This is a genomic window from Bartonella occidentalis (genome assembly GCF_037070875.1).
In the GTDB taxonomy this organism is placed as follows: Bacteria; Pseudomonadota; Alphaproteobacteria; order Rhizobiales; family Rhizobiaceae; genus Bartonella.
On the sequence record NZ_JAYMZJ010000002.1, the window covers coordinates 1 to 14,309 of the forward strand.

At 39.1% G+C, this 14,309-nt stretch carries 10 protein-coding genes and 1 tRNA gene; all 11 read left to right on the plus strand.

Going from position 1 to position 14,309, the window contains the following annotated elements:
• Positions 1-15: 15 nt before the first annotated feature.
• The 11 genes from WCP78_RS03490 to WCP78_RS03540 all read left to right on the plus strand — a co-directional run bounded on the left by WCP78_RS03490 (position 16) and on the right by WCP78_RS03540 (position 14,163).
• Positions 16-91: transfer RNA gene (locus WCP78_RS03490), tRNA-Trp, on the plus strand.
• A gap of 205 nt (positions 92-296) precedes the next feature.
• Entirely contained in the window at positions 297-509 is a 213-nt protein-coding gene (gene secE, locus WCP78_RS03495) for a preprotein translocase subunit SecE (RefSeq protein WP_336279136.1), read from the plus strand.
• Between the two features lie 20 nt (positions 510-529).
• Positions 530-1,060, plus strand: coding sequence for a transcription termination/antitermination protein NusG (gene nusG, locus WCP78_RS03500; protein ID WP_336279137.1), 531 nt, complete (start codon positions 530-532; stop codon positions 1,058-1,060).
• Positions 1,061-1,208: 148 nt separating this feature from the next.
• Entirely contained in the window at positions 1,209-1,637 is a 429-nt protein-coding gene (rplK, locus tag WCP78_RS03505) for a 50S ribosomal protein L11 (protein WP_336279138.1), read from the plus strand.
• A 4-nt stretch (positions 1,638-1,641) separates the two neighbouring features.
• Positions 1,642-2,340, plus strand: coding sequence for a 50S ribosomal protein L1 (gene rplA, locus WCP78_RS03510; protein ID WP_336279139.1), 699 nt, complete (start codon positions 1,642-1,644; stop codon positions 2,338-2,340).
• Between the two features lie 357 nt (positions 2,341-2,697).
• The gene (gene rplJ, locus WCP78_RS03515) at positions 2,698-3,216 is read left to right on the plus strand and encodes a 50S ribosomal protein L10 (protein WP_336279140.1); all 519 of its coding nucleotides are present in this window, start codon (positions 2,698-2,700) and stop codon (positions 3,214-3,216) included.
• 102 nt (positions 3,217-3,318) lie between these two features.
• Positions 3,319-3,690, plus strand: coding sequence for a 50S ribosomal protein L7/L12 (gene rplL / locus WCP78_RS03520; protein ID WP_336279141.1), 372 nt, complete (start codon positions 3,319-3,321; stop codon positions 3,688-3,690).
• A 282-nt stretch (positions 3,691-3,972) separates the two neighbouring features.
• A complete protein-coding gene (gene rpoB, locus WCP78_RS03525; protein WP_336279142.1) occupies positions 3,973-8,124 on the plus strand; it encodes a DNA-directed RNA polymerase subunit beta in 4,152 nt (1,383 codons plus the stop codon).
• 170 nt (positions 8,125-8,294) lie between these two features.
• Positions 8,295-12,509 (plus strand): DNA-directed RNA polymerase subunit beta', encoded by a 4,215-nt coding sequence (gene rpoC / locus WCP78_RS03530; protein ID WP_336279143.1) that lies wholly within the window; start codon positions 8,295-8,297, stop codon positions 12,507-12,509.
• Positions 12,510-12,892: 383 nt separating this feature from the next.
• Entirely contained in the window at positions 12,893-13,279 is a 387-nt protein-coding gene (locus WCP78_RS03535) for a MerR family transcriptional regulator (protein ID WP_336279144.1), read from the plus strand.
• A 194-nt stretch (positions 13,280-13,473) separates the two neighbouring features.
• A complete protein-coding gene (locus WCP78_RS03540; RefSeq protein WP_336279145.1) occupies positions 13,474-14,163 on the plus strand; it encodes a nitroreductase in 690 nt (229 codons plus the stop codon).
• Positions 14,164-14,309 lie beyond the last annotated feature (146 nt).

Here is a 14,309-nt window from a genome sequence, read left to right on the forward strand (position 1 = left end):
ATGGTTTTCAAAATTAGGGGTATAGCTCAGTTGGTAGAGCGGCGGTCTCCAAAACCGCAGGTCGCGGGTTCAAGCCCTGCTGCCCCTGCCAAATGTGGAATAGAGGTATTTCAGTGAGAAGGTAGGTTTGCTGCCTTCTTTGCTTTTTTTTGTGTGGGGCTTGTTTTTTTATGTGTGAATCGTTATTGAATGTATTAGAAGGGTTGTGTGAGATTAGAAATTAGCTTTTGCGTTTCTATAATATTTGTTTTGTAGTATAAATCACAATAGGGTTTAAGAGAGATATAGTGTGACTGATGGCATTTAAAACCAATCCAATTACTTTTTTAAAGCAAGTGTATGCAGAAACAGCTAAAGTGAAGTGGCCTACACGCCGTGAGACGGTAATTTCCAGTGTTATGGTGTTGTTGGTGACTGCATTGGCTTCAGCTTTCTTTTTTATTGTGGATCAGGTTATGCATTTTAGTGTGTGGCAGGGTATTGATCTCCTGAAGTATCTTTTTAGTTGATAGTGTAAGGAAGTGTGATTGTGGTTGCTCATTGGTATATCGTCCAGGCGTATTCAAATTTTGAAAAGAAGGTAGCAGAGGCTATTAGCAAAGAAGCAAAGCAGAAAAAGCTTGATCATTTATTTGAAAAGATTTTTGTTCCAACCGAGCGTGTTGTTGAGATTCGTCGTGGTCGTAAGGTTGATACTGAGCGTAAATTTTTTCCTGGTTATGTTCTTCTTCGAGCTGAATTGACAGATGAGGTTTATCATCTTGTTAAAAATACTCCTAAAGTTACAGGCTTTTTGGGTTCGGATTCACGTCCTGTTCCCATTTCTGATCGGGAAGCCGAACAAATCCTTAAACAAGTTCAGGAAGGTGTTGAATCTCCAAAGTCCTCTGTGTTGTTTGAAGTTGGTGAGCAAGTTCGCGTTGCTGATGGACCTTTTATTTCGTTTAATGGTATTGTTCAAGAGGTTGAAGAAGAACGCTCGCGTCTTAAGGTTGAGGTGTTAATTTTTGGGCGTCCTACACCTGTTGATTTAGAATTTAGTCAAGTTGAAAAACTTTGACGAAGCTTGAAGTGATTTGGTTACTTTAAGTAATTGGTGGGAGGTGATGTTGGGCTTTTGTCGTCCTAATGATCCGAACCACGAAACTGCAGAAGATAACTGGCAAGGTGAGTTGTCAGTTTATCAGTTAAATTGAAGGCAGATTATTATGGCAAAAAAAAGTATAGGTCAGCTAAAATTGCAGGTTCCTGCAGGAGCAGCTACTCCGTCTCCACCGATTGGTCCTGCTCTCGGTCAGCGTGGCATTAACATTATGGAATTTTGTAAGGCGTTTAATGCGGCTACACAGGAAATGGAAAAAGGCTCGCCGATACCAGTAATTATTACTTATTATCAAGATAAATCTTTTACGTTTTCTTTAAAAACACCTCCTGTATCATTTTTCTTGAAGAAGGAAGCGAACTTAAAGTCTGGTTCAAAAGATCCTGGTAAGGTATCTGTTGGGAGCATTTCTCGTGATAAAATTCATTCAATTGCGGAAATTAAGATGAAGGATCTTAATGCAAATGACATTGAGGCAGCAATGCGTATGATTGAAGGTTCTGCTCGCTCTATGGGCTTAAAAGTGGTGGATTAATGTTATGGGAAAAATAGCAAAAAGGATAAAAAATATCCGTAAAGATATCGATTTTAATGAGCTTTATGCTTTAGCAGATGCTGTTTCTATGATTAAAGAGCGTGCGGTTGCTAAGTTTGATGAAACAATTGAGATTTCAATGAACTTGGGTGTTGATCCCCGTCATGCAGATCAAATGGTTAGGGGTGTTGCTCATTTGCCTAATGGATCTGGGAGAAACGTGCGTGTTGCGGTTTTTGCACGTGGAGACAAAGCAGAGGAAGCCAAAGCTGCTGGTGCGGATATTGTGGGAGCTGAAGATTTATTTGAAAGCGTTAATAGTGGGATAATCAATTTTGATCGTTGTATTGCAACTCCAGATATGATGCCGCTTGTTGGGCGTCTTGGTAAAATTCTTGGTCCACGAAGTTTGATGCCAAATCCCAAAGTTGGTACTGTGACACTTGATGTCTCTGGTGCTGTAAAGGCTTCTAAGGGCGGTGCCGTTGAGTTTCGAGTTGAGAAAGCCGGTATTGTTCATGCTGGTATCGGTAAAGCATCTTTTGGAGTTGAGAAGATAGTAGAAAATATTAAAGCTTTTGTCAGTGCTGTTGTTAAAGTTAAGCCGCAAGGTGCGAAAGGTGAGTATATTAAACGTGTTGCAGTTTCTTCAACGATGGGTGTTGGTATTAAAGTTGACCCTGCGACGATTCGTGTAGAATAGACATAGGCTAATGTATAGTTTTGTTTTTGGTATATGAGTTTCAAGTTTTATTTAAAGTGTTAGGTTTTTATTGGAATTTTTCTATCTAAGCTTTATTGAGCTTAGGTTACACCGAAAGAAATTTCGGAATATCCTGTCCGAGATTGTGGGCGATACGTTGAGTGTCTTAATCATAAAGCCTACATGAGACTGGGGTAAAAGCTATAGAGTTAGAAGACTTAAAGGGTTTGAGCCAAGGTTGCCTTTTGTCGCTGTGCGTAAAAAGGGGACAGGATCCTCATCGATAGTATGAAGTACATGCTATCAAAGGTAACCAACAGATTTGTTTTAATCAAATCTGTTATATGGAGAGAGACAGTGAATAAAGCGGAAAAACGCGAATTTGTTACATGGCTGAATGAGGCTTTTCAAAAGTCTGGTTCCGTTATTGTTGCGCATTATTCTGGTCTGACAGTTTCACAAATGAACGACCTTCGTTCAAGAATGGGTGAAGCTGGCGGTGCTATTAAAGTCGCCAAAAATCGTCTTGCTAAAATCGCTCTTCAAGGCACGGAATCTGAATCAATAATGGATCTGTTCACTGGGCAGACTCTTATTGCTTATTCGGAAGATCCAATTACAGCACCAAAAGTTGCTGTTGATTTTGCAAAAAGCAATGATCGATTTGTCATTCTTGGTGGTTCAATGGGTGCAACCAATTTAAGTGTGGATGCAGTGAAGTCTTTGGCTTCATTACCTTCATTGAATGAATTACGAGCTAAACTTGTGGGTATGGTTTCTACCCCTGCTACTCGTATTGCGCAGGTTGTTAATGCTCCTGCTGGTCAGATTGCGCGTGTTATTGGTGCGTATGCTCAGAAAGACGAGGCAGCTTAAGACTGTTTTGTGTTCATGTTGATGGAAGGGCTTTAATGCTATTCTATTTTTTATGAATAAGTTTTAAATGTGGTTCAAATTTTTTAATTAAAGGAATTTAAAATGGCTGATCTAACGAAAATCGTAGAAGATCTTTCTAGTTTAACTCTTTTGGAAGCGGCAGAGCTTTCTAAATTGTTAGAGGAAAAATGGGGAGTTTCTGCTGCAGCTCCTGTAGCAGTTGCTGCTGTTGGTGGCGCGGCTGCTCCAGCTGTTGAAGAAAAAACGGAATTTGATGTTGTTCTTGTTAATGGTGGTGCCCAGAAAATTAATGTCATTAAGGAAGTTCGTGCTCTTACTGGTCTTGGTCTTAAAGAGGCTAAAGATTTGGTTGAAGGAGCACCTAAACCTATTAAAGAGGGTGTTTCTAAAGACGAAGCAGAGAAAATTAAATCTCAACTTGAAGCTGCTGGTGCTAAAGTTGAGCTTAAATGAATTTAAGTTTATTGGCGAGCATTAATGTTCGCCATTTTCTTCTCTTTTTGAGAGGGAAGGAGATTCATAAAGCCCTTTTAAATGATTTCGTAGCTGTAGTGGGTGTTTGTTTTATTTAATATCTCATCTTTAAAGCTAAGTGGATGAATTAGTTAGTGTGAGCGGGGCAATATGGTGATGCTCATTATTGGGTATCAATTAAACTGATCTGCATATGCAGGTTAATGATGTAAGGCTTTCAAGGTTTAGTCTGCCTTGAAGAGTAAAGATCGAGGAGCGACGATGGCTCAGACTCTAGCGATGACGTCTCAATTCAATGGTCGTAAGCGCGTACGCAAATTTTTTGGTAAAATTCCTGAAGTGGCAGAGATGCCAAATCTTATTGAAGTTCAAAAAGCTTCATATGACCAGTTTCTAATGGTTAAGGAGCCAAAAGGTGGACGTCCAAATGAAGGCTTGCAGGCTGTTTTTAAATCTGTATTTCCTATTTCGGATTTTTCCGGTACGGCTATGCTCGAGTTTGTTGGTTATGAATTTGATTTACCAAAATTTGATGTTGAAGAATGCCGTCAGCGTGATTTAACTTACGCAGCGCCATTAAAGGTTATATTGCGTTTGATTGTTTTTGATGTTGATGAGGAAACCGGTTCAAAAGATATTAAAGATATTAAAGAGCAAGGCGTTTATATGGGCGATATGCCTTTAATGACTGCAAATGGTACTTTTATTGTTAATGGTACTGAGCGTGTTATTGTTTCTCAAATGCATCGTTCTCCAGGTGTCTTTTTTGATCATGATAAAGGAAAGTCGCATTCATCAGGAAAACTTCTTTTTGCTGCTCGTGTGATACCTTATCGTGGTTCTTGGCTTGATATTGAGTTTGATGCTAAGGATATCATTTATGCTCGTATTGATAGACGGCGTAAAATTCCAATTACGAGTTTTTTGATGGCATTGGGTATGGATGCATCAGACATTTTGTCGACTTTTTATAATAAAGTTACTTATGAACGAGATGGAGATGGATGGCGTATCCCTTATTCTGTTGAGCGCTTTAAAGGAATGACACTTGTTTCTGATCTGGTTGATGCAGATACTGGTGAAGTAGTTGCTGAAGTTGGTAAAAAGTTAACAGCTCGTGTTGCAAAGTCATTAGCTGAAAAAGGTCTGAAAGCAGTTAAAATCAGTGAATATGATTTATTAGGATCTTATTTAGCAGAAGATATAGTTAATTATCAGACAGGTGAAATTTATCTTGAAGCTGGTGATGAAATTGATGAGAAAACATTAAAGATTTTGTCTGATGTTAATGCTGACCAAATTGATATTCTTGATATTGATCACATGAATATCGGGGCATATATCCGCAATACTTTGAAGGTAGATAAAAATGAAAGTCGTCAAGATGCATTATTTGATATTTATCGTGTAATGCGTCCAGGTGAGCCGCCTACAATGGATACGGCAGAGGCTGTATTTCATTCATTATTCTTTGATCCAGAACGTTATGATCTTTCTGCTGTTGGGCGTGTTAAGATGAATTTGCGTATGGATCTTGATTGTCCGGACACAGTTCGTGTTTTGCGTCAAGAAGATATTCTTGCTGTTGTTAAAATGTTAGTTGAATTACGTGATGGACGTGGTGAAATTGATGATATTGATAATCTCGGTAATCGTCGTGTTCGATCGGTTGGAGAATTGATGGAAAATCAATATCGCATTGGTTTACTTCGGATGGAGCGTGCGATAAAAGAACGGATGTCATCGGTTGAGATTGACACGGTTATGCCGCAAGATTTGATTAACGCAAAACCAGCGGCGGCGGCGGTTCGTGAATTTTTTGGTTCTTCACAATTATCACAGTTTATGGATCAAACTAATCCATTATCAGAAATCACTCACAAGCGTCGGCTTTCTGCTCTTGGTCCAGGAGGTTTAACACGCGAACGTGCAGGTTTCGAAGTCCGTGATGTGCATCCTACACACTACGGTCGTATTTGTCCAATTGAAACACCGGAAGGTCCTAACATTGGTTTGATTAATTCTTTAGCGACGTTTGCGAGGGTTAATAAATATGGTTTCATTGAAAGTCCATATCGTAAAATTATTGATGGTAAAGTGACCACAGAAGTTGTTTATCTTTCTGCAATGGAAGAATCGAAACATTATGTAGCACAAGCTAATTCTTCATTAGATGCTGATGGGCGTTTTATTGAAGAGTTTGTTGTCTGCCGTCATGCTGGTGAAGTTTTGATGGCGCCGCGAGATTATGTTGATTTGATGGATGTTTCGCCTAAACAGTTAGTTTCAGTAGCTGCTGCTCTTATCCCGTTTTTGGAAAATGATGATGCGAATCGTGCGTTGATGGGATCAAATATGCAGCGTCAAGCTGTTCCACTTGTACGTGCCGAAGCACCGTTTGTTGGTACGGGTATGGAGTCAGTAGTTGCTCGCGATTCAGGAGCTGCTATCGGTGCAAAACGTGGGGGCATTGTCGATCAAGTTGATGCAACACGTATTGTTATTCGTGCAACAGAGGACTTGGATCCTTCAAAATCTGGTGTTGATATCTATCGTTTACAAAAATTTCAACGTTCTAATCAGTCCACTTGCATTAATCAGCGTCCTCTTGTGCATGTTGGAGATCGAATAGAGAAGGGTGATATAATTGCGGATGGTCCATCTACAGATCTTGGAGATTTAGCTCTTGGACGGAATGTTCTTGTGGCATTTATGCCTTGGAATGGTTATAATTACGAGGATTCCATTTTACTTTCCGAGCGCATTGTTGCTGATGATGTTTTTACTTCGATTCATATCGAGGAATTTGAAGTTGCTGCACGTGATACAAAGCTTGGACCAGAAGAGATTACTCGGGATATTCCCAACGTTGCGGAAGAGGCGTTAAGGAATCTTGACGAGGCTGGTATTATTTATATTGGTGCTGAGGTTCAACCTGGTGATATTTTGGTTGGAAAAATTACACCAAAAGGTGAAAGTCCCATGACGCCAGAAGAAAAACTTTTGCGTGCGATTTTTGGGGAAAAGGCTTCAGATGTTCGTGATACTTCTATGCGAATGCCCCCTGGAACTTTTGGAACTGTTGTTGAAGTTCGTGTTTTTAATCGCCATGGTGTGGGAAAAGATGAACGTGCGATGGCTATAGAACGTGAAGAAATTGAACGTTTGGCTAAAGACCGTGACGATGAGCAGTCGATTCTTGACCGCAATGTTTATGCGCGCCTTTCTGATATGTTGACAGGGAAGTTTGCTATAGAAGGTCCGAAAGGATTTTCAAAAGATAAGAAGCTTGATAGCGTAATTATGGATCATTACCCACGCTCACAATGGTGGCAATTTGCTGTTGAGGATGAAAAACTTCAGAATGAAATTGAAGCTTTACGTAAGCAATATGATGAATCGAAAGAAGCTTTACAACGTCGTTTTATGGATAAAGTTGAAAAGGTTCAAAGAGGCGATGAAATGCCTCCTGGTGTTATGAAAATGGTAAAAGTTTTTGTAGCAGTAAAGCGCAAAATTCAACCAGGCGATAAGATGGCAGGACGTCATGGCAATAAGGGTGTTGTGTCGCGTATCCTTCCAATAGAAGATATGCCGTTTCTTGAAGACGGAACACATGCTGATATCGTGTTGAATCCGCTCGGTGTTCCTAGTCGTATGAATGTTGGTCAAATTCTTGAAACGCATCTTGGTTGGGCTTGTGCTGGTATGGGCAAGAAAATTGGTGATTTAGTGGAGTTTTATCAAGAGACTGGGGATATACTTCCTCTACGTCAGCGTATAGAAAATTTTATTCCTGATAATGGCCGTAATGAACCAGTACGTCAGTATGATAATGATAGTCTTTACAAATTAGCGTTGCAGATGCAGAAAGGAGTTTCGATTGCAACACCTGTTTTTGATGGAGCTCATGAATCTGATATTAATATGATGTTGGAAGATGCAGGTTTGGATAGTTCAGGACAAGTTACGCTTTATGATGGTCGTACTGGAGAGGCTTTTGATCGTCCTGTGACAGTAGGTTACATTTATATGCTTAAATTGCATCACCTTGTTGATGATAAGATTCACGCTCGTTCGATAGGGCCTTATTCGCTTGTTACACAACAGCCATTAGGTGGTAAGGCACAATTTGGGGGGCAGCGTTTTGGTGAAATGGAGGTCTGGGCGCTTGAAGCATATGGAGCTGCATATACTTTGCAGGAGATGTTAACAGTTAAGTCGGATGATGTAGCTGGTCGAACAAAAGTCTATGAAGCAATTGTTCGTGGTGACGATACATTTGAAGCTGGTATTCCTGAAAGCTTTAATGTGTTGGTGAAAGAAATGCGTTCACTTGCTCTTAACGTAGAACTTGATGATGCCCGTGAGCTCATTGCACAACGAGCATTATCCGATACGGCAGAACAATAATTTCTGGGGCGCGCTAAATTGGCGTGTTCTTACTGTGCTGAGAGGCTAAATAAAAAATTTATTAAGATAGCGCAGATACAGTGTAAAAATGACAACAGGTTTTAAATTAAGATCTGTATAAAATTGATATTTATTTTAACAGGTTCTAAGAATCTTTGAAGGAGAACAGCATGAACCACGAGGTCATGAATCTTTTCAATCCTCAGGCGCCAGCGCAAACATTTGACTCTATTCGTATCTCAATTGCTAGTCCTGAGAAGATTCTGTCTTGGTCGTATGGTGAGATTAAGAAGCCTGAAACTATTAATTATCGGACTTTTAAACCAGAGCGTGATGGTCTTTTTTGTGCACGTATATTTGGCCCTATTAAAGATTATGAATGTTTATGCGGCAAATATAAGCGCATGAAATATAAAGGTATTATCTGTGAGAAATGTGGTGTAGAAGTTACTCTATCGCGCGTGCGCCGTGAGCGTATGGGGCATATTGAGCTTGCAGCACCAGTTGCTCATATTTGGTTTTTGAAGTCTTTACCAGGTCGTATTTCTACCCTTTTAGATTTGACTTTGAAGGATATTGAAAGGGTTCTTTATTTTGAAAATTATATTGTAACAGAACCAGGTTTGACATCTCTTAAACTTCACCAGCTTCTTTCTGAAGAAGAGTATATGCTCGCTGTTGACGAATTTGGAGAAGATCAGTTTACAGCTATGATTGGTGCTGAAGCTATTTATGAGCTTTTAGCTGGTATGGAATTAGAGAAAATCGCGAATGATTTACGTGTCGAGTTAGCTGAAACGACTTCGGAATTAAAGCAAAAAAAGTTAATTAAACGACTCAAGATTGTTGAAAATTTTCTTGAATCTGGCAATAAACCAGAGTGGATGATCATGAAAACAATTCCGGTCATTCCGCCTGATTTGCGTCCATTAGTTCCTCTCGATGGTGGTCGTTTTGCAACGTCAGATTTGAATGATCTTTATCGACGAGTTATAAACCGTAATAACAGATTAAAACGGTTAATTGAACTGCGTGCTCCCGGAATCATTGTTCGTAATGAGAAACGTATGGTTCAGGAGGCTGTGGATGCATTATTTGATAATGGTCGTCGTGGGCGTGTAATTACTGGAGCGAATAAGCGTCCATTAAAATCGCTTTCAGACATGTTAAAGGGTAAGCAAGGGCGGTTTCGTCAGAATTTATTAGGTAAGCGTGTCGATTATTCAGGTCGTTCTGTTATTGTTACAGGTCCTGGATTAAAGCTGCATCAATGTGGTCTTCCTAAAAAAATGGCTCTTGAATTATTTAAGCCATTTATTTATGCGCGGCTTGATGCAAAGGGATATTCATCAACTGTGAAGCAGGCAAAAAAACTCGTTGAGAAAGAACATCCAGAAGTTTGGGATATTTTGGATGAGGTTATCCGTGAGCATCCTGTTTTGCTAAATCGTGCGCCAACACTGCATCGTTTGGGCATTCAAGCTTTTGAGCCTATTCTGATTGAGGGAAAAGCTATACAACTCCATCCGTTAGTGTGTACTGCTTTTAATGCGGATTTTGATGGTGATCAGATGGCAGTTCACGTTCCGCTTTCTCTTGAAGCACAGCTAGAAGCTCGTGTTTTGATGATGTCAACCAATAATATTCTTCATCCAGCTAATGGTGCGCCAATAATTGTCCCCTCACAGGATATGGTTCTTGGTCTTTATTATCTTTCAATTGTTTTGGAAAAAGAGCCAGGTGAAGGGATGGCATTTGCAGATATAGGTGAGCTGCATCATGCTTTGGAAAATAAGGTAATAACTCTTCATACGAAAATTAAAGGTCGCTTTAACAATGTGGGGCAAGATGGGAAAGATGTTCCTAAGCTTTATGATACAACGCCTGGTCGTTTGATTATTGGTGAGCTTTTGCCTAGAAATCCAAATATTTCTTTTGATATTGTTAATCAGGAAATGACTAAAAAGAATATTTCAAAAATAATTGATCAAGTTTATAGGCATTGTGGGCAAAAAGAGACAGTTATTTTCTGTGACCGTATTATGCAGCTTGGTTTTTCTCACGCTTGTCGTGCTGGAATTTCATTTGGTAAAGACGATATGGTTATTCCCGATAGCAAGTCGCGTTTAGTTGCAGAGACAGAAGCCTTGGCTAAAGAATATGAACAGCAATATAATGATGGTTTGATTACACAGGGTGAAAAATACAACAAGGTTGTAGATGCTTGGGGTAAATGTACTGATCGTGTTGCGTATGAAATGATGAAGCGTATTCAGGCTGTTGAATTTGATCCTAAAACAGGTCGTCAGCGACAAATGAATTCAATTTATATGATGTCACATTCTGGTGCGCGTGGTTCTGCTAATCAGATGAAGCAGTTGGCAGGTATGCGTGGGTTGATGGCAAAACCGTCAGGTGAAATTATCGAAACGCCAATTATTTCAAATTTCAAGGAAGGTCTGACTGTTAATGAGTATTTCAATTCGACACATGGTGCGCGAAAAGGACTTGCTGATACTGCGTTAAAAACTGCTAATTCTGGTTATCTAACACGACGTCTTGTGGATGTTGCGCAGGATGCTATTATTTCGGCGGTTGATTGTGGTACTGTAAAGGGTCTTACTATTCAGCCAATTGTTGATGCAGGACAAATTGTTGCGTCACTTGGTCAAAGAATTCTTGGTCGTACAGCGCTTGTCGATATTTTGCATCCAATCTCTGGGGAAGTTATCCTTGAGGGTGGCGCGATGATTGAAGAGCCTGATGTTATTAAAATTGAAGAAGCTGGAATTCAGTCTGTTCAAATCCGCTCTGCTTTAACATGTGAAACGCGTCTTGGTGTTTGTGCTAAGTGTTATGGGCGCGATTTGGCGCGTGGGACACCAGTTAATCAAGGAGAGGCAGTTGGCGTTATCGCAGCTCAATCAATTGGGGAACCTGGAACTCAGCTTACGATGCGTACTTTCCATCTAGGTGGAACGGCTCAGGTTGTTGATTCATCTCATTTAGAAGCATCTTATGACGGTGTGATAGAGATTCGCAATCGTAATGTTGTTCGCAACTCTGAAGGACATCTGGTAGTTATGGGTCGCAATGTGGTTATAATTGTCAAGGATGAGACTGGGAAAGAGCGTATAGCACACCGTGTTAGTTATGGTGCACATATTTTTGTTGATGATGGTGATATTGTTAAATGTGGTCAGCGTATAGCGGAATGGGATCCTTATACACGTCCAATTCTAACTGAAGTTAATGGTTACGTGGGCTTTGAAGATATGGTTGATGGCTTATCAGTCACTGAAACGACTGATGAATCAACAGGTATTACAAAGCGCTTAGTCGTTGATTGGCGCGCTAATCCACGTGGTGCTGATTTAAAGCCAGCTATTATCATTCATGCAGATGAAAAGAGCAAAACTATAGCTAAATTACATAAAGGTGGGGAAGCTCGTTACATGATGTCAGTGGAAACCATTCTTTCTGTTGAGCCTGGTTCCTATGTTAAGGCAGGCGATGTTATTGCTCGATTACCAATGGAGAGTGCTAAGACGAAAGATATTACGGGTGGTTTGCCGCGTGTCGCTGAGCTTTTTGAAGCACGACGTCCAAAGGATCACGCTATCATTGCTGAAGTTGGTGGTACAATTCGGTTTGGTCGTGGTTACAAAAATAAGCGTCGTATTATTATTGAGCCGCATGATGAAACTCTAGAGCCAGTAGAATATTTAATTCCGAAAGGTAAGCTATTTCATTTTCAAGAAGGTGACCAGATTGAAAAAGGAGATTATATCCTTGATGGTAATCCAGCGCCTCATGATATTTTAGCGATTAAAGGTGTTGAAGCTCTGGCTTCTTATCTTGTTAATGAGATCCAAGAAGTTTATCGTTTGCAGGGTGTTTTAATCAATGACAAGCACATTGAGGTAATCGTTCGTCAAATGTTGCAAAAAGTCGAAATTACTGAATCTGGAGATTCTGGTTATATTCCAGGTGATAATGTTGATCGTATTGAGTTAGATGAAATCAACGATAATTTAAAAGCAGAAGGGAAGAGACCGGCATCTGGTAATCCTATCCTTCTTGGAATAACAAAAGCATCTCTTCAAACACCGTCGTTTATTTCTGCTGCATCATTTCAGGAAACAACTCGGGTACTGACTGAGGCAGCAGTTTCTGGGAAAATTGATACTTTGCAAGGGTTAAAGGAAAATGTGATTGTTGGTCGTCTCATTCCTGCAGGTACGGGCGGCACAATTGCTCAAATTCGTCGTATTGCTGCAGTTCGTGATGATTTGATTGTAGATGAGCGGTATAAGTCTAGTCATAATGAAATGGCTAAAGTTATGTTAACTAATATGGCTACAAATAACACAACTGCTGAATAACTTCAGTGCGTGCTAGAATAATATGAGAACGTCTATAATATAAATTTTAGGCGTTTTAGGGGGCGATCTCATGCAAATGACGAAAAAATTTGTTTTGCGCTCAAATTTAAAACGCACGAAATTAGTTAGTATAGGCCGATATGTTGTGGACGAAAGACTATATTGTATTGGGAAAAGTGAATTGTATTTAAAGCATCACAATAGAATGATAAAAAATCTTTTTTAGCAACTCAAAAACGCATTAATTTTTGCTACATAACACTTGTGTTATTGGAAAGATCTTTTATTTTTTAGTAAAAATAGAGAGCAAGATGGAAACTAAAATTTTTATGAAGGACATACACATTTTTGATAAAAATGTTCTATGAGAATAGAATGATAAAATGTATGGATATTATTCAATTAGTGAACTGACACGGGAATTTTCAATAACTGCTCGGACTTTGCGTTATTATGAAGAAGAGGGGCTTCTTACACCTTTTCGTCGCGGGAGCACACGGTTTTATACACAAGCAGATCGTTATAAATTAAAACAGATATTGCGAGCTAAAAGAGTGAATTTCTCTTTATCTGAGATATCTGATATGTTAATTGTGGTAGAAAAATTGCCTAGTGATGTAAAGAAGCTTAAAGAGTTAATTGCTGGGATTAATAAAAAGCGTGCACATTTACAACAAATGCAGCGTGATATTGATGTACTTTTGCATGATTTAGAGTGCATTGAGGAGACCTTCTTTGAAAATTTAGCAGAATTGGGAGTGAATCATTAAAAAATTATTCACTCAGTGATCGTCTTTCATTTCCAGGATGTACATCTACCTTAAAAAAACGCAATCAGGCGTTGGATGTAAACCTTTAAGGTAGATAAGCAATTTGAATGAGAAAAGCAGGATAAAGTTTTTTGGCGGCAGATTCTTTCATCAAGAAACAGTATTCAAATTTATATTTATATGAAAGATAAAAAATGACAAATTCGCCTGTTAGTATTTTTGAGTCTATTTTGTCAAGAAGGTCAATTAGAGCTTTTACTGATCAGCCAGTTCCACAAGAAACGGTTAAAGAGATTTTAGAATTTGCAGCACGTGCTCCCTCTGGAGCAAATCTTCAGCCATGGCAAGTGATTGTTCTTACAGGAGAAGTTTTACAGCAAGTAGGACATGAACTCTCAAAATTAGTATTATCTGGTGTAGAAGGGGAGCGTGAGCATCATTATTATCCACGTCAATGGCGCGAGCCTTATATTTCTCGACGTAGAAAAATAGGTTTAGATCTTTATAAAAGCCTTGGAATTAAAAAAGGTGAGCAAGAAAAAATGCTTCTCCAGAAAGCTCAAAACTTTTTCTTTTTTGGAGCACCTGTTGGTCTTTTATTCGTAATAGATGATGATATGGAAATGGGGAGTTGGCTTGATTTAGGTATGTTTATGCAAACTATTATGTTAGCAGCACGTGGATTTGGATTAGATACGTGTGCTCAAGCTGCTTTTGCTGATTATCATCAACAAATTCGTTCACTTTTATCAGTGCCTTTTGATAAAAAAATTATTTGTGGCATGGCGTTAGGGTATCGTGATGCAAGTGCCCCAGAAAATAATATCGAAACTGAACGCGAACCAATTGAAAGTTTTGTACGTTTTATTACTATGTCTTCATAGAATAATTTTGTATAATTAAATGTAAAATTAAAGATTTAATACATTATAAAAAATATTTCATGAAGAATTTATTGTTTTTGCTTAATTTTAATATTGCATATTAACAGTTATTTTACTACGTTTGACAAAGGAATATAGTGATTGTT

Bases quoted from the DNA above. Each gene is read 5' to 3' on its own strand.
- rplA (WP_336279139.1), top strand. From the start codon at position 1,642: ATGGGAAAAATAGCAAAAAGGATAAAAAATATCCGTAAAGATATCGAT.
- rpoB (WP_336279142.1), top strand. From the start codon at position 3,973: ATGGCTCAGACTCTAGCGATGACGTCTCAATTCAATGGTCGTAAGCGC.
- rplL (WP_336279141.1), top strand. From the start codon at position 3,319: ATGGCTGATCTAACGAAAATCGTAGAAGATCTTTCTAGTTTAACTCTT.
- rpoC (WP_336279143.1), top strand. From the start codon at position 8,295: ATGAACCACGAGGTCATGAATCTTTTCAATCCTCAGGCGCCAGCGCAA.
- WCP78_RS03535 (WP_336279144.1), top strand. From the start codon at position 12,893: ATGTATGGATATTATTCAATTAGTGAACTGACACGGGAATTTTCAATA.
- rplK (WP_336279138.1), top strand. From the start codon at position 1,209: ATGGCAAAAAAAAGTATAGGTCAGCTAAAATTGCAGGTTCCTGCAGGA.
- secE (WP_336279136.1), top strand. From the start codon at position 297: ATGGCATTTAAAACCAATCCAATTACTTTTTTAAAGCAAGTGTATGCA.
- WCP78_RS03540 (WP_336279145.1), top strand. From the start codon at position 13,474: ATGACAAATTCGCCTGTTAGTATTTTTGAGTCTATTTTGTCAAGAAGG.